The following is a 22,680-nucleotide window of genomic DNA, read 5'->3' as shown; positions in this document are numbered from 1 at the left end:
TTACAACGCCATGGCCAGGCCATTGGCGTGATCCCAGCCGACGCGCACTGCCGCGCCGTGTTCGAATGCATTGGCGCCGTGATCCTGATGGCGCGGCACACGCACGCACACCACCCCGAAGGCCTGGGTGCGTACGCGGTATTCGGTGGAATTGCCCAGGTAAATGCGGTCTTCGACGCAGCCCGGCAGCTTCACTTCGCGGGTCAACTCGGCGTTGGCCCCGACGATGCTGATCAGCTCCGGGCGTACCGCAATGCAGCCGGCGGCGTTGGCGCTCAGGCCCTTGCCGGTGGGGGTGAGGGGGCTGGTCAGTTCCAGCCCTTGCTCGGTACGCAGCACCACCGAATGGCCGTTGAGCTGGCGAACGGTGCCGTCGAACAGGTTGGACTCACCGATAAAGTCGGCCACATAACGGCTGGCCGGGGCTTCATAGAGTTGTTCCGGGGTGGCGGTCTGGATGATCGAACCGTTGTGCATCACGCTGATGCTGTCACTCATCGACAGGGCTTCTTCCTGATCGTGGGTGACCAGCACGAACGTGATGCCGACTTCGCGCTGCAAGCGCAGCAATTCCGATTGCATTTCCTTGCGCAGCTTGCGGTCCAGCGCCGCCAGTGGCTCGTCGAGCAGCAACACCGTCGGCTTGTTGACCAGGGCGCGGGCGAGGGCGACACGCTGTTGCTGGCCGCCTGAAAGCTCGCTCGGCTTGCGCTGGCCGAAGCCGCTCAGGCGCACCATTTCCAGTGCTTCATCGGCCATGCGCAGTTGCTGTTTTTTATCCGGGCGCGGCGTGCGATAGCGCAAGCCATAGGCAATGTTCTGCGCCACGGTCAGGTGCGGAAACAGCGCGTAATGCTGGAACACCATGTTCACCGGCCGCTCGAACGCCGGCACGCCGGCAACGCTCTTGCCGGCCAGACGGACCTCACCGCTGGTGGGCTGTTCGAAGCCGGCGATCATGCGCAAGGTGGTGGTCTTGCCGCAGCCCGAACCACCGAGGAAGGAATGAAACGAGCCACGCCGCACCGCGAAATTCAGACCGCCGACGGCCTGCACCTCGCCATAGCGTTTGACCACATTGCAGAATTCGATATCGCTTGGCGGGGTGTTGTTCACGAGGCGGGCTCCCTTGCAGTGATGAATCAGTGCGTCGGGGGCCAAACTAGCAATCGGGGTTTTGCGGTGTATATATCCCTTGGGGGATAGGAGGGGATTGTTGTAGGAGCGAGCTCGCTCGCGATGGACTCAAGAGCGCTGCGTTCAGCCAGTCATCCCGTGTAATCGTTAACGACCATCGCGAGCTCGCTCCTACACAAAATGCAGGTGCGTGTTTAACGACACCCGGCGTTACTTCGCGGAGGCTACAACGTCTTGCGTCGTTACCTACAGGTACGCCAGAATCCGCCGGCTTGTGCGTCTAGGGGTTGGGTTTTATCGTTTGCCGGTCGCTGGAAAACAGTGATCGGGTTTGGTAGCCCGTCTTCGTTCTAGGCGCATTGCGCCACCTTGATGCGGTCATTTTTTGGGACTGTGTTTTATATGGTGGTCATGCGCGGGGCTCCCTTGCGGGCGCCGGGTTCTAGTGCGACCGGTCTACCAACCCGCGTGTGGCCGCCACCTTTCGTTTGGTAGCGAGGGTGATGGCTCCTTACTATTCGCACTAGAGGTCCACTCCATGTTCAAAGTCACACCCAACCCGCCAGACAACGATCCGGCATCTCCCCACGAAAGCCTCGATCACGATCTCAACCCCGGCCCCCACATCATGGCCACCCCGCGCAAGCCCAACTCGATGTTCATCGTCAATCCCGAGCTCAATACCGAAACCCTGCTGGTGCATGCCTGTGAATCGCTGGCGTCGGCCAATGTCATGGCCAACGATCTGGTGGATCATCTGCAGGGGACGAGCCGCCATGCATTGTTGGGGATTGCGCAGGTGATCATGTTGGGGGAGTTGGCGGTGAACCGGGCGCTGGATCAGCTTGATCCGCCCTGACCACGATCTCCAGATCACCGATGGACCTGTGGGATTTGCGTCAACCGACGGAAATCAGGCTTGCAGCTTGAGGCCGGGCGCCTGCAACGGATCCTCCGTCAACTCCCGAATAAACAACCCCAGCAACTCCGACTGGCTGCCAATGCCCAGCTTGGCGTAGATGTTCTTGCGGTGAATCTTCACTGTGCCGGGGCTGATGCTCAGTTGTTCGGCCACCGAGGCGCTGGAGTGGCCGCGCAGCAGCAGTTGCACGATTTCCTGCTCGCGCCCGGTGAGGATGTGCGCGCCGAAGTGGTCGAAGGCTTCGCGGATCTTGAAGTCCAGGTCTTGGGCCGGGCGCGGTTGCTGGGCCTGACGCAAGCGCCAGGCTTCATTGATGACCTGTTCGACCACCGCTTGCGCGCATTCGACCAGCTGCATTTCGTCACGGCTGAAGGCGCAGCTGGCGGTCGAACGCATCAGCGACAGCACCGCCGTGGCGCCGTCGCCGAGGTCGACGAAAAACGCCACTTCCTCGGCCAGTCCGGTTTGCTGGTAATAGGTCAGGAAGTATTCGCCAAGGTAGAAGTGGTCGGGGGCGAACTGGCGCAGACGCCACAGTCCCGGTGCCTGACCGCGGGTGCAGGCCAGGTAGAACGGATCGAGCAGGTAAGGCCCACACTGGTAGTCGTCGACATACACCGCGCGCTTGTCCGCCGAGAACGTATCGAACAACGCCAGTGGCCGGTGATTGCCTTCGTAGACAAACAACACGAAATGATCGACCGGGCAGATTTGCCGGATCCAGTGGCTCAACCCCGACAGCCGCGCATGCCCGGCGGGCAGGTCGAGCAGGTGGGCGACACCGGTGGTCCAGAGTTTCAGTTCCTTGGGGCGCATGGCGGCTACAGGCAGAAGAGGATGGCCTGTGGATGCACAAAGTACGCCATGGCGGTTCTGCCCGTGTGGAGCGCGGCGGTTGGCGGCGCGTCGTGGAGAAGACGCACCGCAACAGGGCCGGGTGTTACCGAGTGCTACAGGGCGGGTAGCAAAAATGATCAGGTGGAGCGGTCATTCACGCTCCCGACGGGCGCTTTGCGGTAGACGGTAACAGGATCGTCAGAATCCCCAGCAGCGGCAGGTACGAACACAGCGTGTACACGTACTCGATGCCCTGGATATCCGCCAGATGCCCCAGCAGCGCGGCGCCAATGCCGCCGAAGCCGAACATCAGGCCGAAGAACACCCCGGCGATCATGCCGACATTGCCGGGCACCAGTTCCTGGGCGAAGACCACGATGGCCGAGAATGCCGAGGCGAGGATGAAGCCGATGATCATGCTCAGCACGCCCGTCCAGAAAAGGTCGACGTAGGGCAGGGCGAGGGTGAACGGCGCGGCACCGAGGATGGAAAACCAGATCACTCGCTTGCGGCCGATCCGGTCGCCGATCGGGCCACCAAAGAACGTGCCCGCCGCGACGGAGCCGAGGAACAGGAACAGGTACAGCTGCGAACTGGCCACCGACAGGTCGAACTTCTCGATCAGGTAGAAGGTGAAGTAACTGGTGAAGCTGGCCATGTAGAAGTATTTGGAGAACACCAGCAGCGCCAGCACCACAAGGGCGAACGTCACCCGCCGTTTCGACAGGCCGTGGGTGGCCTTGCTGCCTTGCTTGAGCTTGAACAGGTTCAGGTGATTGCGGTACCAGCGGCTCAGGCCGTACTGCACGAGGATGGCAAACACCGCGAACAGGCCGAACCAGGCGACGTTGCCCTGACCATAGGGAATGATGATCGCGGCGGCCAGCAATGGGCCGAAGGCGCTGCCGGCGTTGCCACCGACCTGAAAGGTCGATTGCGCCAGGCCGTAGCGACCGCCCGAAGCCAGGCGCGCCACCCGCGAAGTCTCGGGGTGAAAGGTCGACGAACCGACGCCCACCAGCGCCGAGGCCACGAGAATGGCCGGGAAGCTGCCGACCATCGACAGCATCAGAATACCGATCAGCGTGCAGACCATGCCAGCCGGCAGCAGCCATGGTTTGGGATGACGGTCGGTGTAGAAACCGATCCATGGTTGCAGCAGTGAGGCAGTGAGCTGGAAGGTCAAGGTGATCAGGCCGACCTGGGTGAAGCTCAGGCCATAGCTGGCCTTGAGCATCGGATAGATCGACGGCAGCACGGCCTGGATCAGGTCGTTGATCAGGTGCGCCAGGGCACACGCACCAATGACACGCATGACCAGGGGGCTGGCCTGGCTGGCAACCGAGACGGTGGGTGAGGGTGAGCTGAGGGTAGTGGTCGACATGGGCAGATTTCCGGATAAAAAACGTGAACTGCGAGCGCAAGGCGCAGCCAATTTCGGGGTTCGGCGTTATCCTAGGGGCCTCAAGGGTGCCCGTCTCGCGCAACTCGGGCGCTGACCATCGCAAAAAGGGCGTCATGATCAAGCCATTGCAGACATTCCTCGCGGAGATCGACCAGGGCGGCTGGAGCGTTCGCAGCAGTGCGACCGACTACCCGGAAAACTGGTTCATCCCGCCGCACTCCCATGAGAAACATCAACTGATCTATGCCATCGAAGGCGTGATGGTGGTGCACGCCGCAATGGGCCAATGGACGGTGCCGCCGAGCCGTGGCATCTGGATGCCGAGTGGAGAGGTGCACTCGATTCGCTGCGTGGGGGCGATCAAGATGCGCAGTGTTTTCGTGCACCCTGACGCGAGCCCGGATCTGCCCGCCGAAACCCGGGCAGTGAGTGTTTCCGCATTGCTGAGTGAGCTGATCAAGGTCTCGGTCGATTTCGACTTTTCCGCCGATCCGGACCCGCGGGAAGCCCGGGTGTTGCGGTTGATCCTGGATGAGCTGACGATCCTGCCGACCTTGCCATTGAACCTGCCGCAGCCTGTCGATCAACGTATCAACCTGATCTGTACCGCGTTGCAACGTGATCCGGGGGATGGCTCGACGGTGTCGGACTGGAGCGCCCGGTTGGGCCTTGACGAAAAAACCATCCAGCGACGCTTCCGCAAGGAAACCGGCATGACCTTCGGCCAATGGCGCCAGCAAGCGCGACTGCTGCTGGCGCTGGAACGAATCGCCGTCGGCGAGAAGATCATCGACATCGCCGGCGAGCTGGGATACGACAGCCCGAGCGCGTTCACGACCATGTTCAAGAAGCAGTTCGGCAAGACGCCGAGTGATTTTTTCAAATGATGGAATGGGTGTTCTCTTGCAGAAGAGAACACCCATTTCACTGGCACATCTTCAAACGAACAGACGCAACAGTATCGTCGCCAGAATCACCGTCGAAGCCCCACCGATACGGGTGGAGATCTGCGCGAACGGCATCAGCGACATGCGGTTCGAGGCCGAGAGAATCGCCACGTCGCCAGTGCCGCCCAGGCCGCTGTGGCAGCAGGTCACGATGGCTGATTCGATGGGGTACATCTTCATCAGGTTGCCGATGAAGAAGCCGGCCACGGTCATCGACACCACCACCGAGACGCAGACCAGCACATAGCCGACCGAGAACACTTTCACCACGCTGTCCAATGGCACATAGAGCATGCCCAGGCCGATCATGACCGGCCAGATGAACGCCGAGGACACCAGTTTGTAAAAGGTGTTGGCACCTTTCTCGAGTTTTTCCGGCAGCACCCGAAGGTACTTAAACAGCACTGCCGCGAGGATCATCATCACCGGGCCGGGAATGCCCACGATTTTTTCCAGCAGACCGCCGAGGACGAAGAAAGCGCAGATCAACAGTACGCCGGCGCCCATGACGCGGAAGTCGACGATGGCGCCTGCGTCTTCCTTGACCTGGAACTGGTCATTCTCGGCCTTGGCGCGAATCAGCGAGCCTTCGCCGTTGATGGCCGGGCGTTTGAGGGCCAGGCGCGACAGATAACCCGCACAGATGATCGCCACGATGTTGCCGACCACGGCGGCGGGTGCCAGTTGCGCCACGTAGATATCCGGGGTGCCGCCGAGGATCACCGAGTAGGCCAGCGACAGCGGCAGAATCCCTTCGCCGATCCCGCCGCCAATAATCGGCACGATGATGAAAAAGAACGTGTGGTGGAAGCTGTAGCCCATCAGTTTTCCAACCATCAATCCGCTGGCAACGGCGGCCAGGGTGCCGACGAGCAGGGGAATGAACATCCGCAGCATGCCCTGGACCAGAATGAAACGGCTCATTCCCAGAATGCTGCCGACCACCAGGCTGGCGATCACGAAGTACAAAAAGTTGGCTTCCTTCATCAACATTTTGGTCGCGTCGATCGTCGCCGGCCCGAAGAAGCCGTAGAACACCAGTATCGACGGCAGCATCAGGCACAGAATCGCGCCGCCGCCAATTTCCTTGAGGACCGGCAGGCGCGAGCCCATTTGGCCGAAGAACATGCCCATGGTCATGATGACGGCGAGCCCGCCGATCATGTTCTTGGGCAGGAAACCCAGGTGGGCCGAGAGATAAACGATGACTGCGATGCCGAGAAAGACCGGCAGCGGGATGACGCCGATTTCGTAGGCGCACAGGCTGCGCAGGCGTTGCACAAACCCGCCATCGGAGGCAGTTGCGACTTTCAGGGATTGCTCATAGGGCTTGTTCATGTCGCTCTTTCCTCATGTTGTTTTTATCGAGGATTCAGAAACCACGGCGGACCGGGGATGGATTGCCACTCGGTAGATCGATGGTATCCTTCGCAAATAGCGCAATAAACAGCGAAAGTATGAGGCGTATGAACACGAATCGTGATCAATTTCCGTTGCCGGAAGACCTCAAGGTTTTCCTCACCGTCGTTCGAAAAAACGGCTTCGCCAGCGCTGCCGAGGAGCTGGGTTTTTCACCGGCTTACATCAGCAAGCGCATTTCCGTGCTGGAAACCACGCTCTCGAGCCGCTTGCTGCACCGCACCACTCGGCGCATCGCGCTGACTGACGACGGCGAGCGGGTGCGGGTGTGGGCGGAGAAATTGCTCGGTGACTTCGATGATTTCGTCGGCGAAATATCCCAGGCGCGGCAACAGCCGATGGGCTCGCTGCACATTTGCAGCAGCTTCGGTTTCGGGCGTAATCATGTGGCGCCGGCCATCTGCGAACTGTCGCGAACCTATCCAAAACTCGAGCTGCGGCTGGATGTGTTCGATCGCGTGGTCGATATCGTCGGCGAGGGCTTCGATCTGGAAATTCGCGTGGGGGATGACCTGCCTGGCCAGCACCTGGGCCGCAAACTGGTGAGCAACCGGCGGGTGTTGTGTGCGACGCCCGAGTATCTGGAACGGCGGGGTGTGCCGCAATCGCTGGCGGACTTGAAAGACCACGATTGCCTGGTACTGAAGGAGCGCAACAATGCGTTCGGCGTGTGGAGCCTGACGAAGGACGGGCAGGAAGAATCGGTGCGTGTCAGCGGACCTTTGTCCTCCAACAACGGTGAGATCGTGTTGCAGTGGGCCTTGAGTGGCGGCGGGATTCTGTTGCGCTCGATGTGGGATGTGAAGCCGATGCTGGATCAGGGGCGGCTGGTGCAAGTGCTGCACGATTACACCCAGAGCGCCAACGTCTGGGCCGTGTACCCGACGCGCCTGAGCCAGTCGGCCAAGCTACGGGTTTGCGTCGAGTTTTTGGAACAGTATTTTCGTCATCTCTCGGTTGAGTGAACCCACGGCAAATGTACGTGTAGGAGCGAGCTCGCTCGCGATGGACTCAACGGCACCGCGTTTAACCATTAAACACGCGTTATCGTTAACGACCATCGCGAGCGAGCTCGCTCCTACAGAGCATTAGATCCGCCGGGGTTTTCCATCAGTTCAGCCAGGGATTTTCCGCCAGGTGCCGCGCCTCGAAGCTGCGAATCTGTCCGGCGCGTTGCAGCGTGGTGCCAATGGCATCCAGGCCCAGCAGCAGCGATTGCTTGCGCAGTTGATCGATCTCGAACGGGATCACGTTGCCGTCTGCCAGTTCGATGGTTTGTTCCGGCAGATTGACGCTGATTCGAGCCGTTGCCGGGTTGCCGGTCAGCGCGGCAATCTGCTTGAGTTGAACCTCGGTCAGCTGAATCGCCAACACGCCATTGCGTTGACAGTTGTCGTAGAAAATACCGGCGAAGCTGCTGCCGATCAGCGCCCGGATGCCGACCTGTTTCAGCCCCCAGACCGCGTGTTCACGGCTTGATCCGCAACCGAAGTTAGGCCCTACAACCAGAAAAGCGGCGTCAGTCCAGGGCGACTGGTTGAGGATGAATTCAGGATTGGCTGCGCCGGACTCCAGGAGCCTCAAATCAAAGAACAGACCCTTATCCAGGCCCTTGCGATCAATTCCCTTGAGGAACTGCTTGGGCATGATCACGTCGGTGTCGATGTTGGCGGCCAGAAGCGGCGCGGCGCTGCCACTGACGATAGTGAAAGGTTGCATGGTTCAAGCCTCCTGCGCGAACGTGCGCACGTCGGTCAAATGCCCGGTAATCGCTGCGGCGGCGACCATGGCCGGGCTCATCAAATGGGTGCGCGCACCGGCGCCTTGCCGGCCTTCAAAGTTGCGGTTGGTGCTTGAGGCGCAGCGATCGCCGGGGGCGAGCACATCGTCATTCATGGCCAGGCACATCGAGCAACCCGACTGGCGCCATTCAAAACCGGCATCGAGGAAAGTCTGCGCCAGCCCTTCGTCTTCGGCCTGATTACGCACCAGTGTCGAACCGGGCACGATCATCGCCCGGACGTGGGCCGCCACCCGTTTGCCGCGCACGACGCGGGCGACATCGCGCAGGTCTTCGATGCGCGCATTGGTGCACGAACCGATGAAGGCATGGCTGATCACCACGTCTCTCAGCGGCATGCCCGGCTCCAGGCCCATGTAGGTCAGGGCGCGTTGCATGCCCTGGCGCAGGATCAGGTCAGGCTGCGCGGCCGGGTCCGGTACATGCCCGCCCACTGGAGCGGCCTGATCGGGGCTGGTGCCCCAGGTGACCATGGGTTCCAGCGCCGCGACATCCAGGGTGACTTCGCGATCGAACACCGCACCTGCATCACTGTGCAGGCTGCGCCATTTCGCGACGGCCTGTTCCCACAGATGGCCCCGAGGGGCCCGGGGCTTGTGTTGCAGGTAGGCGAAGACCTTGTCATCCGGGGCCATGAACGCGCCCCGGGCGCCGGCTTCGACGGCCATGTTGCAGATGGTCATGCGCGCTTCGACGCTGAGGTCGCTGATCGCCGGGCCGGTGAACTCGATGGCATAGCCGGTGGCGCCGGAAGCGCCGATTTTTTCGATCAGGGCCATGATGATGTCCTTGGACGTCACGCCAGTCCCGAGCACGCCATTGACTGTCACGCGCAGGGTCTTCAGGCGCTTGTAGACCAGGGTTTGCGAGGCCAGCAGGTGTTCGATTTCCGAGGTGCCGATGCCGAAGCCGAAGGCTCCCAGGGCGCCGTAGGTGGTGGTGTGGCTGTCGCCGGCGGCAACGACCATGCCGGGCAGGATAAAGCCTTGTTCGGGGGCCACGACGTGCTCGATGCCCTGGCGCTTGTCCAGTACGTCGAACAGCTCAATGCCGAAGTCGCGGCAGTTTTCTTCGAAGTAAGACACCTGGCGGGCACCGCCAGCATCCGGCATGGCGGCGGTGCGCGTTGGAGCCGTGGGATTGACATGGTCCACGACCGCCAGCGTCGCGCCCGGTCGCCACGCTTTGCGACCCGCTTCGCGCATGCCGCTGAAGGCTTGCGGGCTGGTGTATTCGTTGGCGACCTGGCGGTCGATGTACAGCAGCACGTGGCCCTGATCGTCGAGGGCGCACACGGTGTGACTGTCGATATGTTTTTGGTAGAGCGTTCTGGGGCTGTGCATGGAGTGGGCTCTTGTTGTCATGCGAGATCACGGAAACGTACCAACAGCATATTCGTCGCCATTCCTGCATCAAGCGCCATTAAGTGAAGGCATTAAACACGCAGTGTGAATTATCGAGTGCTGTCCAACGTAAAGAAACTACCTAATTCACTGCGGCAAATGCCGCAAACCATGGGGTTCGTCTCAATATCCCGCTGGCGGGGGCTGTCATAGGCTGTGGGCTTTGAAAGCCGTTCGCCGGAGTCGTTATGCGTTTTTTTGAACTGATCACTTTTACCGTGCGTGTGCGTACCGTCGCCGATAGCCTGGCGCGCATCGAGGCTGCGCTGGATGATCCGAACGTCGGCGGCACGCTGATGGGGTGCTGGGCCTCGGAGATCGGCCAGTTGAACCAGATTGCCGTGCTGCGTGGCTACGCTGACGAAAGCCTGCGGCAGGCGGAGCGCGAGCGGTTTCTGTTGGGGGGCGAGACGTTTGGTGTCAACGAGTTCATCAGCGATCTGCGCATCGAAAACTACACGCTGTTTCCCTTCCTCGAACCCTTGAGCGCCGGCCAGCACGGTCCGTTCTATGAGTTGCGCGTCTACGACCTGGTCAGCAGCGGGTTGCAGCCGACCCTCGACGGCTGGAGCAAGGCCATCGAAGCGCGGACCGCCGAACAGTATTCGCCTGTGTATGCGGCGTTTTATGCCACTGACGGTTCGCTGCCGCGCTATCTGCACATCTGGCCGTGGACCAGCCTTGAACAGCGCTTGCAGGTGCGCACCCAGGCAGTCGCCGACGGCGTCTGGCCGCCGGAAAACTCCGGCCCGCAACTGCGGGACATGTGCTCGACGATCTACCTGCCTGCGAAGTTCTCGCCCTTGCAGTGATGGGGGCACGCCTGTGTCTACTGTCATTACCCTCAGAATCGATCCAGCCGGTACGCCGCCGTCGCCGGCAGGTCGCACGGCTGGGCGCCGGTCAAGGGCGAGGCCATTTGCGCAATCATTTCCGCCGTGACCGCCGCCTGGGTCAACCCCAGGTGCTGGTGGCCGAAGGCGAGCAGGACCTTGCCGTCGCACACCCGATCGATGATCGGCAGGGAGTCGGGCAAGGAGGGGCGAAAGCCCATCCACGGTGTGGCCGCTTCGGCACTCAGGTCGCGCTTGAACAGGCCTTTGCTCAATCGGTGCAATTGCCAGGCACGCTCCATCGTCGGTGGGCATTCGAGACCGGCGAATTCAACGGTGCCGGCCAGGCGCAGCCCATCGGCCATCGGCGTCATGATGAACTTGCGTTCCAGCGAGGTGACGGCAAACGGTAAGCGTTGGTGTTCGTGGGGCAGCATCAGGTGATAGCCGCGCTCGGTGTCCAAGGGCACCTTTTTGCCGGTCAGCGCGGCGGTGAGCTTCGCTGAATGCGCGCCGCAGGCAATCAGCACTTGTCGACTATTGACGCGACCCTGATCAGTGATCAACGACACGCCGTGTTCATTCAACTGCCCGCCCTCGACCCGCTGCTGGAGGAACTGCACACCGCTGCTTTTGGCCGCGTGGACCAGTTCACCCACCACCCGGAAGGGATCGAGAAAGTGCCCGGTGCGCGGGAAGAACAGACCACCCCGGATCTGCTCGCTGAGTTGCGGCGCAGCATCGCGGACATTCTTGGCCTGCCAGAAATCGACCGGTACCTGTTGCTGGCGCATGCGCGCCTGCAGCGCTTCGATGGCCTGTTGCGAGTCGGCGCGCTCGAAAACCAGTAACGAGCCGTCTTCTTTGAGTAACCCGGGACGGTCGATGGCTTCCAGCAAACGGTTCCAGGCACCCAGGCTGCTTTCATTGAGCGCGCGGATGCCGGCCACGGTGCGCTGGAACGGCGCGGGCCGCAGGTTCAGCAACAGGCGCATGAACCAGGGCAGGGCCCGGGGCATGTATTTCCAGTCCAGGCGCAGCGGGCCCATGGGGTCCAGGAGCATGGCGGGCAGGCGCTTGAGGATGGACAGGTCGGCGATGGGGAACACCTGCTCGGTGGCCAGGTGTCCGGCATTGCCGAACGAGGCGCCACGGCCGGGCTCCTGCTGATCGATGACCACCACCCGCCGGCCCTGGCGAGCCAGGCGCAGGGCGCAGGCGACGCCGATGATCCCGGCGCCGATCACGGCAACATCCGCCGTGGGATGCGGGGTGTTGAAATGGGAGGCGTTGGACATGGCCTAGGCCTCTCTCTGGCCGTCGAGCAGGCGACGCAACTGCAACGGATTGCCGTGCTTGAGCGCAGCCGGCAACAAGGCGTCCGGGAAATCCTGATAGCAGACCGGGCGAAGGAAACGCAGGATGGCGGCGGTACCGACCGAGGTGGTGCGCGGGTCGGAAGTCGCCGGGAACGGGCCGCCATGGACCATGGCATCGCACACTTCGACCCCGGTCGGCCAGCCATTGACCAACAGGCGCCCGGCCTTGCGCTCCAGAGTCGACAGTAATGCCCTGGCGCTCTCCACGTCGGCATCGTCCAGGTGCAGGGTGGCGGTCAGTTGGCCTTCCAGGTGTTCGATGACCTGGCGGATTTCCTCGTCGCTGGCACATTGCACGATCAGCGACGCGGCGCCGAACATTTCCGCCTGCAAGGCCGGGTTGGCGAGAAACTCGCTGGCCTTGGTGACGAACAGGTGGGCCTGGCACTGGTTCGGGGTTTCGCCCCTCAGGCCGACGGCCACTGTGTCAGCGTGGGCATGCTCGACCAGCGCGCCAACGCCAGTCTCATAGGCGTTGAAAATGCCGGGGGTGAGCATGGTCTGCGCCGGGCTGCGCTGGATCAGTTGCGCGGCCGTCTGGATGAAGCGCTCAAGGGCCGGGCCTTGGCGGGCAATCACCAGGCCAGGGTTGGTGCAGAACTGGCCAGCGCCCTGGGTGAGGGAGGCGACGAAGCCTTGCGCCAGCGCTTCGGCTCGCGATTGCAGTGCTGCCGGGAACAGCAATACCGGATTGATCGAACTCATTTCCGCGTACACCGGGATCGGCTCGGGACGCGCCTGGGCTGCCTTGCACAAGGCGATGCCACCGCTGCGCGAGCCGGTGAAACCCACGGCCTTGATGCGCGGGTCGGTGACCAGGGCGATGCCCACTTCGCGGCCCGAGCCGAACAACAGCGAAAACACGCCTTCATGCAACCCGCACAGCTTGACCGCACGGGCCAGCGCCCGACCCACCAGCTCACTGGTGCCGGGGTGCGCGCCATGGGCCTTGACGATCACCGGGCAACCGGCGGCCAGCGCCGACGCTGTGTCTCCGCCGGCGACCGAGAAGGCCAGGGGAAAGTTGCTGGCGCCGAACACCGCCACCGGACCCAGCGGCACCTGACGCTGACGCAGATCCGGGCGGGGCAGGGGCTGGCGTTCCGGCAGTGCGCTGTCGATCCGTACATCCAGCCATTCGCCAGCGCGTACGGTGCGGGCAAAGGTGCGCAGTTGCTGGCAGGTGCGGCCGCGTTCACCCTGGATACGCGGGCGTGGCAGGCCGGTCTCGGCCACGGCGCGGTCGATCAACGCATCGCCGAGGGCTTCGATTTCGCTGGCGATGGTTTCGAGGAATTCGGCGCGGGCGTCCAGGGAGGTCGCGCGATAGCTGTCCAGGGCACTCCACGCCAGGGCGCAGGCCTGTTCGACGTGCTCGCTGCCGCCGCCGTGATAGGCCGGTTCAAGAGGGAGACCAGTGGCGGGATCAATGCCGTGGATCGCGTCGCGGTTGCCGGGGATGGCCTGTTGGCCGATCAGCATGTTGCCTGTCAGAGTCATGGTATTTCCTGAAAAAAAGAGGCTGGGCGTTTGCGAAAAAACGCTGTACCGCCGTGGACGAAAATAAAGGCGGCGCGCTTCGGCACGCCGCTGTACAGGCTGAATATCAGGCGAAGTCCTGCTCGGCCGACCACTGCTCGTACCACTGGCGGAACAGTGCGTACTGGTTCTCGGCATAACGACGCTGGGCATCGCTGAGCGCATCGGTCTCGTTGAAATGCAGGGTGTATTCCTTGTCGCCGTTGAGCACCATCAGGTGCTTGTAGTAGAGCACCAGGTCGCAGCCCTCATCGAACGACGACAGCACAGCCAAGGCGGACTCCAGTTCCCGCGCCTGACGACGTGCCTTGGCATCGCCCTTGGCCGCTTGTTTGCTCAAGGCCACCAGGCGCAACACTTCGCGCGGCAGTGCGTTGCCGATGCCGGTGATGGCGCCGGTGGCGTTGCAGTTGACGAAGCCATGAACCACCTGGGTGTCGACACCGACCATCAGGGTCACGTCATCGTCCCTGGAGGTGATGTGTTCGGCGGCGTAGCGCAGGTCGGCCGCTCCGCCGAATTCCTTGAAGCCGATCAGGTTCGGGTACTCGCGGCGCAGTTCGAAGAACAGCTCGGCGCGGGTGGCGAAGCCATAGTAAGGGCTGTTGTAGATCACCGCCGGCAAGCCCGGGGCGGCTTTGAGGATCGCGGCGAAGTGGGCTTTTTGCGCGGTGGCCGAAGCGCCGCGAGACAGCACCCGCGGAATGACCATCAAACCATGGGCACCGACTTTGGCCGCGTGTGCCGCATGGGAAACCGCTTCGCGGCTGTTGACCGCACCGGTGCCGACGATGGTCGGAACGCCGGCGGCCACCAGGCGCGCCACGCCTTCCTGACGCTCGGCTTCGGTCAGCAGCGGCCAGTCGCCCATGGAGCCGCAATACACCACTGCGCTCATGCCAATGTCGATCAGCTCGCGACCCTTGGCCACCAGCGCGTCGAAGTCCGGCTTGCGCTCGGCGGTGCATGGGGTCATCAGTGCAGGGATGCAGCCGGTGAAAATGTTGTCGCTCATTTTGTTGTCACTCCTTGAAGCGTTCATTCAGATCGGGTTAGGGAAAAGGCGTGGGGCTCAAATGCCCCACGCAAAGGGATCCTGTTCGTCGATCAGCAAGGTGCAATCGGCGGTCATGTAGGCGCGGCCAGTGATGAAAGGGATGATGCGTTCGCCTTCCCATTCATAGCTGCCGACAAATTGGCTGGCGGTGATGCTGGCCTGGACCCAGCGCTCACCGGTGGCCAGTTTTCCGTCGGCCGCCAGGCACGCCAGTTTCGCGCTGGTGCCGGTGCCGCAGGGCGAGCGGTCGTAGGCCTTGCCGGGGCACATGACGAAGTTGCGGCTGTCGGCCGATTCGTCGTCGGCAAACAGTTCGATGTGGTCGATCAGCGCGCCGTCTTCACCGTGGATGCCTTGGGCCTCGAGGGCCTTGAGCATTGCCCAGGTGTACTCGGTGAGGAACTCGACGTTGTCCATCTGCAGCGCCTGACCGTGATCGGACACCAGGAAAAACCAGTTGCCACCCCAGGCGATGTCGCCGTACACGCGACCATGTCCCGGTACTTCGACCGGCACTCGTTGGCGGTAGCGGTAGGCAGGCACGTTGCGCAGGGTGACGTTGCCGTCCTCATGCAGCGTGGCGCTGACCGGGCCGACCGGCGTATCGATCTTGTGCTCGCCGGGCTGGATGTGCCCCAGGTGATGCAGCGAGTTGACCAGGCCGATGGTGCCGTGACCGCACATGCCGAGGTAGCCGGCGTTGTTGAAGAAGATCACACCGCAAGTGGCATCCGGCGACACCGGTTCGCAATACAGCGCACCCACCAGCACATCGTTGCCACGGGGTTCCAGCAGGCAGGCGCGACGCCATTGGTCATGCTGCTCGCGCAGGGCATCGCGCTTCTCGGCCATGGTCCGGCCGGACAACTGGGGCAGGCCCGACATCACCAGGCGAGTCGGCTCGCCGCCGGTGTGGGAATCAATGACATGTACTTTTTTCATAAACCTTTCCATTAGAGGAACACGCAGGCTTTGCCGGCCTGAATGTCAGCGAGAGGTCTGGGCGGACACACCGATCGGACGCTGGCCTGTGGTCGTGCCGCTGTAGACGGGGTCGGCTTCTTCTTCACCGTCCTCGGCTTCCAGGCGAACCAGTTGCGCCGGTACGCCAGTGGCCGCGCCCCAGTAGTAGATGCCCATGGCGCAGGCCGCCACGACAAGGGTGTCGAACGGATGGGTGAGCACGCCCATGCCGCCGAAGCTGCCGAGCCAGGACAGCACGATGGTCACGGCGTAGAAGCCGATCAGCCACGCCGAAGAACGCACTTGTTGGCCCAGGCTCAGGTGTTGGGTCGGCACAAAGCGACCGCACAGCAGGTACACCACGAACATCAGGATTTGCAGGCCGAGCAGCCAGGACACGGTGCTCCAGCCGGACCAGTAGACGATCAGCGCGGCGATGATGAACGACACCGGGCCGAGGACGCCCATGCGCTTGACCTTGAACGGGCGCGGCATGTCGGGCGCATTACGGCGCAGGGCGGCCACGGACACTGGTGCGACGGCGTAGCTCAACACCAGCGCGGCGGAGACCACGTTGATCAGCGCTTCCCAGGAGGGGAAAGGCAGGGTCCAGAACACCGAAAGGGCAAAGGTCAGCCACAACGCCGGGCGCGGGATGCCGGACTTTTCGTCAATGCGGGTGAAGACCTTGAAGAACGTACCGGTCTGCGCCCAGCCGTAGATCACCCGCGGGGTCGCGTTCATGTAGATGTTGCCGCAGCCGCTGGGGGAAATCACCGCGTCGGCCACCACCAGATAAGCCAGCCAGCCCACGCCCAATGCCAGGGCGATGTCGCGGTATGGCAGGGCCAGTTCCTTGGCGACGCCGGCCCAACCGTTGGCGAGCATTTCGGTGGGCACGCCGCCGAGGAACGCCACTTGCAACAATACATAGATGGCGGTGGACAGCAGTACGGAGAGGATCAATGCAATCGGAATGGTGCGTTGCGGATTCTTCACTTCGCTGGCCACCGAGATGATCGGCGTCAACCCCAAGTAGGCGAAGATGATGCCGCCGGCGGACACCGCCATCTCGACACCCGACAGCCCGAACGGCATGAAGCCCTGGGACTGGAAGTTCTCCGGTTTGAAGAAGGTGAACAGCACGCCGATCACCAGCAACGGCACGATGAACTTGAACATGCTGATCAGGTTGTTGGCCTTGGCGAACGTTTTCACACTGTAGTAGTTGAGCATGAAGAACAGGCACAGCAGGCCGAACTGAACCAGCCAGCCAATCGCCGTCGGATTGCTGGAACCGGCCTGGGTCAATGCTGGAAACCACGCCGCGGCATACTGGCGTGCGGCGACCACCTCGATGGCCACCAGGCTGGAAAACGCGATCAGGGTGATGAAACCCATCAGGTAGCCGAGCAGCGGGCCGTGGGAGTACACCGGGTAGCGAATCACACCACCGGCACGGGGCAATGCGGCGCCGAGTTCACAGTAGACGATGCCCAGCAGCAGCACCGCAAAACCGCCCAGCAGCCAGGAAAATATCCCCGCCGGCCCCGCGATGGCAGACACGTGACTGGCTGCGAACAACCAGCCGGAGCCGAAGATGGCCCCCAGTCCGATAAACGTAAGGTCTATCAATGAAAGTTGTTTTTTGAATTTGCCTTGGCCTGACATTGCATTGTCTTCTTGTGAGTTATTGGATAGGCAGGTGTGCACTTCAAGTCGTCCCCGTCGGTTTGCCGAGGAGGGCGGTGGCCATAGAGTGAACTCGACGGCTTGCTCGCGATTGATGTTTTCCTTGGGTGTCGATGACGAAATCAGCACAATGGGCAACGGCCGATCATTGGGAGAGACAGGTAGATGACTCAGGATGCGTTTGCACTGCTGTGCCAGGGCGACGACTCGAACCGCCCCGAATCCATCGAGCAACTGCTGGCAGGCATTGCGCTTTTGTTGCCGATGCTCGATGTCATTCCGAACGCCGCGATCTTCATCAAGGACGTGCAGGCGCGCTATGTCATGGCCAACCGCACGCTGGTTCAACGCTGTGGCTTGAAGCAGCTCAAGCCGCTGCTGGGGAAAACCAGTGCCGAGGTATTTCCCGAGCAGTTCGGGCCCGGCTATACCGAACAGGACCGGCGTGTGCTGGAGCAAGGTCTGGTGCTGGAAGACCAGCTGGAGTTACACCTGTACGGCAGCCGCGAGCCGGGCTGGTGCCTGACCCATAAACGACCGCTGTATAACCGCCAAAATCAGATCATCGGTTTGGCGGGCATCTCGGTCGACCTGCAATCGGCCAGTGACACGCACCCGGCGTACCAGCGCCTGGCGGCGGTGGACGAATACATTCGCGCGCATTTCAACTGTCGCGTCACCCTCGGCGAGTTGACGCGCATCGCCGGCATTTCCGTGGCGCAGCTCGAACGTTACTGCAAGCGTGTGTTCCATTTGACGCCACGGCAAATGATCCAGAAGGTTCGCCTTGAGCACGCACATCGATTGCTCCACACGGATTTGCCGATCACCGAGGTCGCCCTGCAATGCGGCTATACCGACCACAGTGCGTTCACCCGGCAGTTCAAGGCATTGACCGGCTTCACCCCGCGCCAGTACCGCCAGGCCACCGGTCACCCGCAACCGTCCGGTGCGGATTAGCGACGCGCCGCCAATGGCCCTGTAGAATGGCCGCGCAAAAGGCGCCGGCCTCACCACTTCAAGCAAGAGAGTTCTCATGGCAAATCACGACCTGACCTTTACGCCCGATCCTGATGCGGATTCGATTTCTTCCGATGTCGTCGGTTTCGGCGGTGTGCTGGTCTCGACCCAGATCCCGACCCGCGCCGACGGCAGCCTGGAACTGGGCGACATCACCCTGCAAAGCGAATGCACCCTGCAAGCGCTGAAGGTTGCGCTGGAGCGTGCCGGCAGTTCCATGGACCGCGTGATGCACCTGACCATCTACCTCACTGACATGGCCGACCGCGCAGCGTTCAACGAAGTCTACAAGCGCTACTTCGCCAAACCATGGCCGGTGCGCGCTGCCGTCGGGGTTGCCTCGTTGGCGGTGGAAGGCATGCGCGTGGAAGTGACCGCGATGGCTGCCAAGGCCTGATCGAAGCAACACACAAAACCTTGTGGGAGCAACTGTCTTCACCATGCCGCTCGTCACCTCCATTCGGTGCCGGCCTCTTCGCGGGCAAGCCCGCTCCCACAGGGGATGTTGGGCATGGGCTGGATTTGTGACCGATGCCAAACAAATGTGGGAGATTCTATGTTGCAGGGCAACCCTGCAACTTCAGGCAGGGTTGATGCGCTCCGGCGGTCGCCCCCGCCCGCCACAATCCTGTCCACTGCCTGGGTCGCCGCGACCATGCCGAACGACGCCGTTACCATCATCACCGCGCCAAAGCCGCTGGCGCAGTCGAGCTTCGCGCTGTCAAATCTGAGCGCTGACTTGCCATTGAAGGTGTCTTCAATAACGTGATCACCGCTATGACTTCGTGGTGCGAATTTTTTCGACTTCATTGTTGATAGTGCTCACATTTTAATACGGTGAGTCAAAAAAACGAGCACTCGTCGAAATTTTTTAAACACCGTAAGCTCTTGAAGCGGATTATAGATTTTTAACTTTTTAAAGCGCGCGCAAATCATCGGGGATTAATCCCACTATCACGTAGGAACAAACCCACATCCGTATGGGACATTTCGTGGCGCCATTCGATTGCAAAATAAAATCCACCGAGTATTAATAACTCACTTGCACAAAGATATCGCTAGTGCTGAGTTCACCCATAAGTGCAACTCAGTAAATAGCAGAAGCAAAGGTAATCCTGGAAATGGCTTCCAGGTTTGGTGCAACACGCACCTCGCCCAAACTGAATGGTTGTCCCTAATGAAGCAGATGTCCTTCGCAGATGCCGAGCATAGCGAAAATGTCGAATCATTGTATGGAACGACGATTTTGCACCAGTTTACAGGGCCGTCATCAAAAAATGGTGGGTGCTTCAAGCGTCATCCACTGCTTGTTTTTCATCGACTTGAAGGGGCCATGAAAGATATGGAGTCCAAAGAAGAAACACGAGTAGGAAATGTCCTGGCTGGGTGGAATCATTTATCGATTGTCGGCCCAGTGCATATTAAAAATGCTTCCGGTGCGCGCGTTCAAGTCGCCACAGGGGAGTGGTACGACGATTATATAATGGGGTGGGGTTCGTGTCTTTTAGGGCACGACAGCACCATCATCAAAGAATCTATAACTCGTTCCTTATCACAAGGCTTTCTTCAGCAATACGAAACGGATAAACATAGACTATTGAGTGAAAATTTCTGCGCTGTTGTGCCATGCGCGGAGAAATTGCGTTTGGTAAATTCTGGCCTTGAAGCCACCATGTATGCCACTCGCATAGCCCGCGCTGTGACCGGCAAACGTATGATTCTTAAGTTCGAGGGGCACTTCCATGGTCTCAATGACTCTCTGACGTGGAATATCGATTCATCTCCACGCTCAGGTAAAGTGCTGGCCAGTGGCGAGTTGGAGCGGCTGTCAGGGACTGTCGGCATTCCTGATGAATACGGCATGCTGACTGTTCCGACTCCATGGAACGATACGCACGCCGTACAGAAGGCGTTTGAGCAATACAAGGGGGATGTAGCTGGAATCATTCTCGAACCTGTGGCTTTGAATATCGGCTGCATAAGACCGGACGAGGGATTCCTGCAGGAGCTACGCGCACTTACGAGTCAACATGGCGCTTTACTGATCTTTGATGAAGTGTTGACCGGGTTTCGTGCCAACCTCGGCGGAGCTCAGAAAGACTTCGGTGTCGTCCCGGACATCGCCACCTATGGTAAAGCGTTTGGATGCGGCATGCCTATCGCCGGAATTGCCGGTAAAGCTGAATACATGGACATCATCGCGCCCCGAGGGCCTGTTCAGGTTAGCGGCACTAATACGGGGCGTTATCTCTCGGTGTCGGCTGCTCTGGCTATTATCGAGCACTTGGCGGACGGTGCTGTATTTCGATACATCACGGCGTTGGAGTCTCAGTTAAAAAAGGGTCTGTGGGATGTTTTCGACAAGCACGGAATACCCTGCTATCTCGACAGTTATGGCGGACGGATCGGCGTTCATATTGGCGCATACGAGCGCCCTCGAACAATGAAAGAAATCGAAAAACTATATCCAGTAGAGTTTGCAAAAAAAATTATTCTACATGTTGTCCAACGAATACAACCTGTACGGTTTCCTTATGCCTCTTAGTTATTGTCCAGAGCCCGTTACTTTGTCGGCCGCCCATACCCCCAGGATGATCGAGGATGCCTGTGAGCGCCTCGATTCTGCACTGAAGAGGTTGAGGTTTTCATGAGTAGTGAATATAAAAAAAATATTTGTATCCGCCCCTTCAATGAATCAGATATACCGGAAATGTTAAATTTAGTTGATCAAATCGTTTCGCTAGAGGATTTGACGAAATCTGCATGCATCCAATTTGCCAGCGAACTCACAGATACTGCCCATGAAGGAATTCGCTTTGTCGCGATCACGGATGGAATAGTCGTCGGAACTATGGGGTGCGCACTCGGCCCGATTCCATCCAAGCAGGCACTCTGGGCAGACTGGTTGATCGTTGATAGCGACTATCGACGTGATGGGATCGCCTCGTTGTTGTATTCGAAAATCGAAAGTTACGCCTTTGAACGTGGCAAGCGCTATTTATGCCTAGACATCGGAAATATAGATAAAGAGCGTGCGGCATATAAGTTTCACCTGAGTAATGGCTTTCAGGTTGTCGGGCAGTTGCCTGATTATTGGGGTGACTGCGAGCACTTGAACATAATGGCGAAATTTCTCCCTTCAAGGAAATGAAACTGTCATGGGCGTTCTAACTAATATCGCTGAGTTGCAGGATGTCGTGAGGCACTGCCGCATCAATGGTCTCGTCGTTGGACTTTGCCACGGTTGCTTTGACATAGTCCACCTTGGTCATATTTATCACCTCAAACGCGCCAGAACTATGGTCGACCGCTTGTTTGTGTCAGTTACGGCTGACAACTTTGTCAACAAGGGGCCAGATCGACCGGTTTTTCCTGACTGTAAACGGGCTGAGTTTCTTGCCTCCATCCGCTATTGCGATCATGTGATTGTCAACAATATGCCGACCGCCGAGTACATCATCAAAGCCTTACGACCTGATGTGTACTTCAAGGGGGCGGACTATAGCGACGGCTCTGACGTGAGACTACAGGCGGAAAAAGCTTTGGTTGAAAGTGTGGGCGGACGTATGGTCCTGACCGACAACAGGATATTCGATTCGACCTCGCGGATTGCGCGATTAATTATGTCAAAAAAAGCATGCAGCAGGGAGATTGAATAATGTCGACTCTTATATTAATAGATCTTGACGGGACACTGCTCAATACACCGCACTTCGAAGCCTGGCGCAATACCGCTTTCAAAATTGGAGGCATAGAACTGATCCATGAAGAGTACATCGATCATATTGCTGGGCGTCCCCGCATGGAAGGGGCTTCACGTCTCTTGGAGTTGAAAAGAGACGCTCAAGACCAAGGCGAGTTCCACTCATTGAATGCCAGTGAGTTGGCCGACTACAAGCAGAAGGAATTCCAGCGCCTGTGCGTCGGAACTGAACTTTTTAGCGACGCATTACACCTGTTGCAGCGCATTGACGACGCCCGATTGACGGTCATTTTCTATACGGCTTCGCAGAACGCATCCGACTTGTTCGATATTACCTTGCGTCAGTCGGCGTTATCGCTCAAACAAGCCAAGACAGTTTTTCAGCAATCAGCCAATCAAACGCGGGGAGAGTTGTTTCAGCAGTTGATCGGTATGCGGCCTGCGAAAGATATCCATCTTATCGACGATAGTCCGTACGCAGTTGATCTCGCGTGCAGCCTTGGAGTCCATGCTTGGCAGATTCGCCGTAACCAACGTGAACCTAGGGCCCGCGACCCACGTGTTTCAATACTCTCATCACTCGATGAGTTTATGTTGCCAAAGTAATCAACCAAGGGCGGGGT

Annotated in this window: 21 protein-coding genes and 1 pseudogene; 10 read left to right on the top strand and 12 right to left on the bottom strand. The window is 60.0% G+C overall.

What is annotated here, in order from left to right:
- Positions 1-1,116, bottom strand: a complete 1,116-nt coding sequence (locus AC06G5_RS18175) for an ABC transporter ATP-binding protein (RefSeq protein ID WP_480457896.1) — start codon at positions 1,114-1,116, stop codon at positions 1-3.
- Positions 1,117-1,675: 559 nt separating this feature from the next.
- Between AC06G5_RS18175 and AC06G5_RS18170 the strand changes: the two genes are divergently transcribed.
- The gene (locus tag AC06G5_RS18170; RefSeq protein ID WP_413426784.1) at positions 1,676-1,996 is read left to right on the top strand and encodes a DUF6124 family protein; all 321 of its coding nucleotides are present in this window, start codon (positions 1,676-1,678) and stop codon (positions 1,994-1,996) included.
- 54 nt (positions 1,997-2,050) lie between these two features.
- Here the strand turns inward: AC06G5_RS18170 and AC06G5_RS18165 are convergent, their stop codons facing one another.
- Both AC06G5_RS18165 and AC06G5_RS18160 read right to left on the bottom strand, forming a co-directional pair.
- Positions 2,051-2,875: a response regulator transcription factor gene (locus tag AC06G5_RS18165; protein WP_085714668.1), complete on the bottom strand. Its 825-nt coding sequence runs from the start codon at positions 2,873-2,875 to the stop codon at positions 2,051-2,053.
- A gap of 175 nt (positions 2,876-3,050) precedes the next feature.
- Entirely contained in the window at positions 3,051-4,280 is a 1,230-nt protein-coding gene (locus AC06G5_RS18160; RefSeq protein WP_480457893.1) for an MFS transporter, read from the bottom strand.
- 134 nt (positions 4,281-4,414) lie between these two features.
- Between AC06G5_RS18160 and AC06G5_RS18155 the strand changes: the two genes are divergently transcribed.
- Entirely contained in the window at positions 4,415-5,188 is a 774-nt protein-coding gene (locus tag AC06G5_RS18155) for an AraC family transcriptional regulator (protein ID WP_480457891.1), read from the top strand.
- A gap of 51 nt (positions 5,189-5,239) precedes the next feature.
- Here the strand turns inward: AC06G5_RS18155 and AC06G5_RS18150 are convergent, their stop codons facing one another.
- Positions 5,240-6,586 (bottom strand): 2-hydroxycarboxylate transporter family protein, encoded by a 1,347-nt coding sequence (locus tag AC06G5_RS18150; protein ID WP_413426778.1) that lies wholly within the window; start codon positions 6,584-6,586, stop codon positions 5,240-5,242.
- Between the two features lie 128 nt (positions 6,587-6,714).
- On the opposite strand from AC06G5_RS18150, the gene AC06G5_RS18145 reads away from it, so the two are divergent.
- The gene (locus AC06G5_RS18145; RefSeq protein WP_413426776.1) at positions 6,715-7,632 is read left to right on the top strand and encodes a LysR substrate-binding domain-containing protein; all 918 of its coding nucleotides are present in this window, start codon (positions 6,715-6,717) and stop codon (positions 7,630-7,632) included.
- Positions 7,633-7,777: 145 nt separating this feature from the next.
- On the opposite strand, the gene leuD is transcribed toward AC06G5_RS18145, so the two are convergent.
- Both leuD and leuC read right to left on the bottom strand, forming a co-directional pair.
- Complete coding sequence (gene leuD, locus AC06G5_RS18140; RefSeq protein ID WP_480457888.1) at positions 7,778-8,386, bottom strand: 3-isopropylmalate dehydratase small subunit; 609 nt, start codon at positions 8,384-8,386, stop codon at positions 7,778-7,780.
- Between the two features lie 3 nt (positions 8,387-8,389).
- The gene (leuC, locus tag AC06G5_RS18135; protein ID WP_480457886.1) at positions 8,390-9,811 is read right to left on the bottom strand and encodes a 3-isopropylmalate dehydratase large subunit; all 1,422 of its coding nucleotides are present in this window, start codon (positions 9,809-9,811) and stop codon (positions 8,390-8,392) included.
- A 248-nt stretch (positions 9,812-10,059) separates the two neighbouring features.
- Here leuC and AC06G5_RS18130 point away from each other — a divergent pair, with 248 nt between their 5' ends.
- Positions 10,060-10,683 carry an NIPSNAP family protein gene (locus AC06G5_RS18130; protein WP_480457884.1) on the top strand — a complete coding sequence of 208 codons (624 nt, stop codon included), beginning with the start codon at positions 10,060-10,062 and terminating at the stop codon, positions 10,681-10,683.
- Positions 10,684-10,715: 32 nt separating this feature from the next.
- Here the strand turns inward: AC06G5_RS18130 and AC06G5_RS18125 are convergent, their stop codons facing one another.
- The 5 genes from AC06G5_RS18125 to AC06G5_RS18105 form a co-directional block, all read right to left on the bottom strand.
- Positions 10,716-12,002: an NAD(P)/FAD-dependent oxidoreductase gene (locus tag AC06G5_RS18125; protein ID WP_480457882.1), complete on the bottom strand. Its 1,287-nt coding sequence runs from the start codon at positions 12,000-12,002 to the stop codon at positions 10,716-10,718.
- A gap of 3 nt (positions 12,003-12,005) precedes the next feature.
- Entirely contained in the window at positions 12,006-13,583 is a 1,578-nt protein-coding gene (locus tag AC06G5_RS18120; RefSeq protein WP_480457880.1) for an aldehyde dehydrogenase (NADP(+)), read from the bottom strand.
- A gap of 106 nt (positions 13,584-13,689) precedes the next feature.
- Positions 13,690-14,637, bottom strand: coding sequence for a dihydrodipicolinate synthase family protein (locus AC06G5_RS18115; protein ID WP_413704598.1), 948 nt, complete (start codon positions 14,635-14,637; stop codon positions 13,690-13,692).
- Positions 14,638-14,694: 57 nt separating this feature from the next.
- The gene (locus tag AC06G5_RS18110) at positions 14,695-15,621 is read right to left on the bottom strand and encodes a 4-hydroxyproline epimerase (protein WP_413704599.1); all 927 of its coding nucleotides are present in this window, start codon (positions 15,619-15,621) and stop codon (positions 14,695-14,697) included.
- Positions 15,622-15,666: 45 nt separating this feature from the next.
- Positions 15,667-17,313, bottom strand: coding sequence for an APC family permease (locus AC06G5_RS18105; protein ID WP_480457877.1), 1,647 nt, complete (start codon positions 17,311-17,313; stop codon positions 15,667-15,669).
- 186 nt (positions 17,314-17,499) lie between these two features.
- Here AC06G5_RS18105 and AC06G5_RS18100 point away from each other — a divergent pair, with 186 nt between their 5' ends.
- Both AC06G5_RS18100 and AC06G5_RS18095 read left to right on the top strand, forming a co-directional pair.
- Positions 17,500-18,294 carry a PAS domain-containing protein gene (locus AC06G5_RS18100; RefSeq protein WP_480457874.1) on the top strand — a complete coding sequence of 265 codons (795 nt, stop codon included), beginning with the start codon at positions 17,500-17,502 and terminating at the stop codon, positions 18,292-18,294.
- Between the two features lie 76 nt (positions 18,295-18,370).
- The gene (locus AC06G5_RS18095) at positions 18,371-18,751 is read left to right on the top strand and encodes a RidA family protein (RefSeq protein ID WP_008021538.1); all 381 of its coding nucleotides are present in this window, start codon (positions 18,371-18,373) and stop codon (positions 18,749-18,751) included.
- A gap of 183 nt (positions 18,752-18,934) precedes the next feature.
- Here the strand turns inward: AC06G5_RS18095 and AC06G5_RS18090 are convergent.
- A pseudogene (locus AC06G5_RS18090) lies at positions 18,935-19,077 on the bottom strand (tRNA threonylcarbamoyladenosine dehydratase); the annotation flags it as partial.
- Positions 19,078-19,531: 454 nt separating this feature from the next.
- Here AC06G5_RS18090 and AC06G5_RS18085 point away from each other — a divergent pair.
- The 4 genes from AC06G5_RS18085 (at position 19,532) to AC06G5_RS18070 (ending at position 22,663) form a co-directional block, all read left to right on the top strand.
- A complete protein-coding gene (locus tag AC06G5_RS18085; protein ID WP_480457871.1) occupies positions 19,532-20,899 on the top strand; it encodes an aspartate aminotransferase family protein in 1,368 nt (455 codons plus the stop codon).
- 102 nt (positions 20,900-21,001) lie between these two features.
- Positions 21,002-21,505, top strand: a complete 504-nt coding sequence (locus AC06G5_RS18080) for an N-acetyltransferase family protein (RefSeq protein ID WP_480457869.1) — start codon at positions 21,002-21,004, stop codon at positions 21,503-21,505.
- Between the two features lie 7 nt (positions 21,506-21,512).
- Complete coding sequence (locus AC06G5_RS18075) at positions 21,513-22,013, top strand: adenylyltransferase/cytidyltransferase family protein (protein ID WP_480457868.1); 501 nt, start codon at positions 21,513-21,515, stop codon at positions 22,011-22,013.
- The gene (locus AC06G5_RS18070) at positions 22,013-22,663 is read left to right on the top strand and encodes an HAD family hydrolase (RefSeq protein ID WP_480457864.1); all 651 of its coding nucleotides are present in this window, start codon (positions 22,013-22,015) and stop codon (positions 22,661-22,663) included. The genes AC06G5_RS18075 and AC06G5_RS18070 overlap by 1 nt, the downstream gene beginning before the upstream one ends.
- Positions 22,664-22,680 lie beyond the last annotated feature (17 nt).

Source organism: Pseudomonas sp. WT-JTC, assembly GCF_056711565.1.
This window is presented reverse-complemented; position numbering and strand designations above follow the sequence as displayed.

Bases quoted from the DNA above. Each gene is read 5' to 3' on its own strand.
- AC06G5_RS18170 (WP_413426784.1), top strand. From the start codon at position 1,676: ATGTTCAAAGTCACACCCAACCCGCCAGACAACGATCCGGCATCTCCC.
- leuC (WP_480457886.1), bottom strand. From the start codon at position 9,811: ATGCACAGCCCCAGAACGCTCTACCAAAAACATATCGACAGTCACACC.
- AC06G5_RS18165 (WP_085714668.1), bottom strand. From the start codon at position 2,875: ATGCGCCCCAAGGAACTGAAACTCTGGACCACCGGTGTCGCCCACCTG.
- AC06G5_RS18110 (WP_413704599.1), bottom strand. From the start codon at position 15,621: ATGAAAAAAGTACATGTCATTGATTCCCACACCGGCGGCGAGCCGACT.
- leuD (WP_480457888.1), bottom strand. From the start codon at position 8,386: ATGCAACCTTTCACTATCGTCAGTGGCAGCGCCGCGCCGCTTCTGGCC.
- AC06G5_RS18085 (WP_480457871.1), top strand. From the start codon at position 19,532: ATGAAGCAGATGTCCTTCGCAGATGCCGAGCATAGCGAAAATGTCGAA.
- AC06G5_RS18100 (WP_480457874.1), top strand. From the start codon at position 17,500: ATGACTCAGGATGCGTTTGCACTGCTGTGCCAGGGCGACGACTCGAAC.
- AC06G5_RS18160 (WP_480457893.1), bottom strand. From the start codon at position 4,280: ATGTCGACCACTACCCTCAGCTCACCCTCACCCACCGTCTCGGTTGCC.
- AC06G5_RS18115 (WP_413704598.1), bottom strand. From the start codon at position 14,637: ATGAGCGACAACATTTTCACCGGCTGCATCCCTGCACTGATGACCCCA.
- AC06G5_RS18150 (WP_413426778.1), bottom strand. From the start codon at position 6,586: ATGAACAAGCCCTATGAGCAATCCCTGAAAGTCGCAACTGCCTCCGAT.
- AC06G5_RS18120 (WP_480457880.1), bottom strand. From the start codon at position 13,583: ATGACTCTGACAGGCAACATGCTGATCGGCCAACAGGCCATCCCCGGC.
- AC06G5_RS18075 (WP_480457868.1), top strand. From the start codon at position 21,513: ATGGGCGTTCTAACTAATATCGCTGAGTTGCAGGATGTCGTGAGGCAC.
- AC06G5_RS18125 (WP_480457882.1), bottom strand. From the start codon at position 12,002: ATGTCCAACGCCTCCCATTTCAACACCCCGCATCCCACGGCGGATGTT.
- AC06G5_RS18130 (WP_480457884.1), top strand. From the start codon at position 10,060: ATGCGTTTTTTTGAACTGATCACTTTTACCGTGCGTGTGCGTACCGTC.
- AC06G5_RS18095 (WP_008021538.1), top strand. From the start codon at position 18,371: ATGGCAAATCACGACCTGACCTTTACGCCCGATCCTGATGCGGATTCG.
- AC06G5_RS18070 (WP_480457864.1), top strand. From the start codon at position 22,013: ATGTCGACTCTTATATTAATAGATCTTGACGGGACACTGCTCAATACA.
- AC06G5_RS18080 (WP_480457869.1), top strand. From the start codon at position 21,002: ATGAGTAGTGAATATAAAAAAAATATTTGTATCCGCCCCTTCAATGAA.
- AC06G5_RS18105 (WP_480457877.1), bottom strand. From the start codon at position 17,313: ATGTCAGGCCAAGGCAAATTCAAAAAACAACTTTCATTGATAGACCTT.
- AC06G5_RS18145 (WP_413426776.1), top strand. From the start codon at position 6,715: ATGAACACGAATCGTGATCAATTTCCGTTGCCGGAAGACCTCAAGGTT.
- AC06G5_RS18155 (WP_480457891.1), top strand. From the start codon at position 4,415: ATGATCAAGCCATTGCAGACATTCCTCGCGGAGATCGACCAGGGCGGC.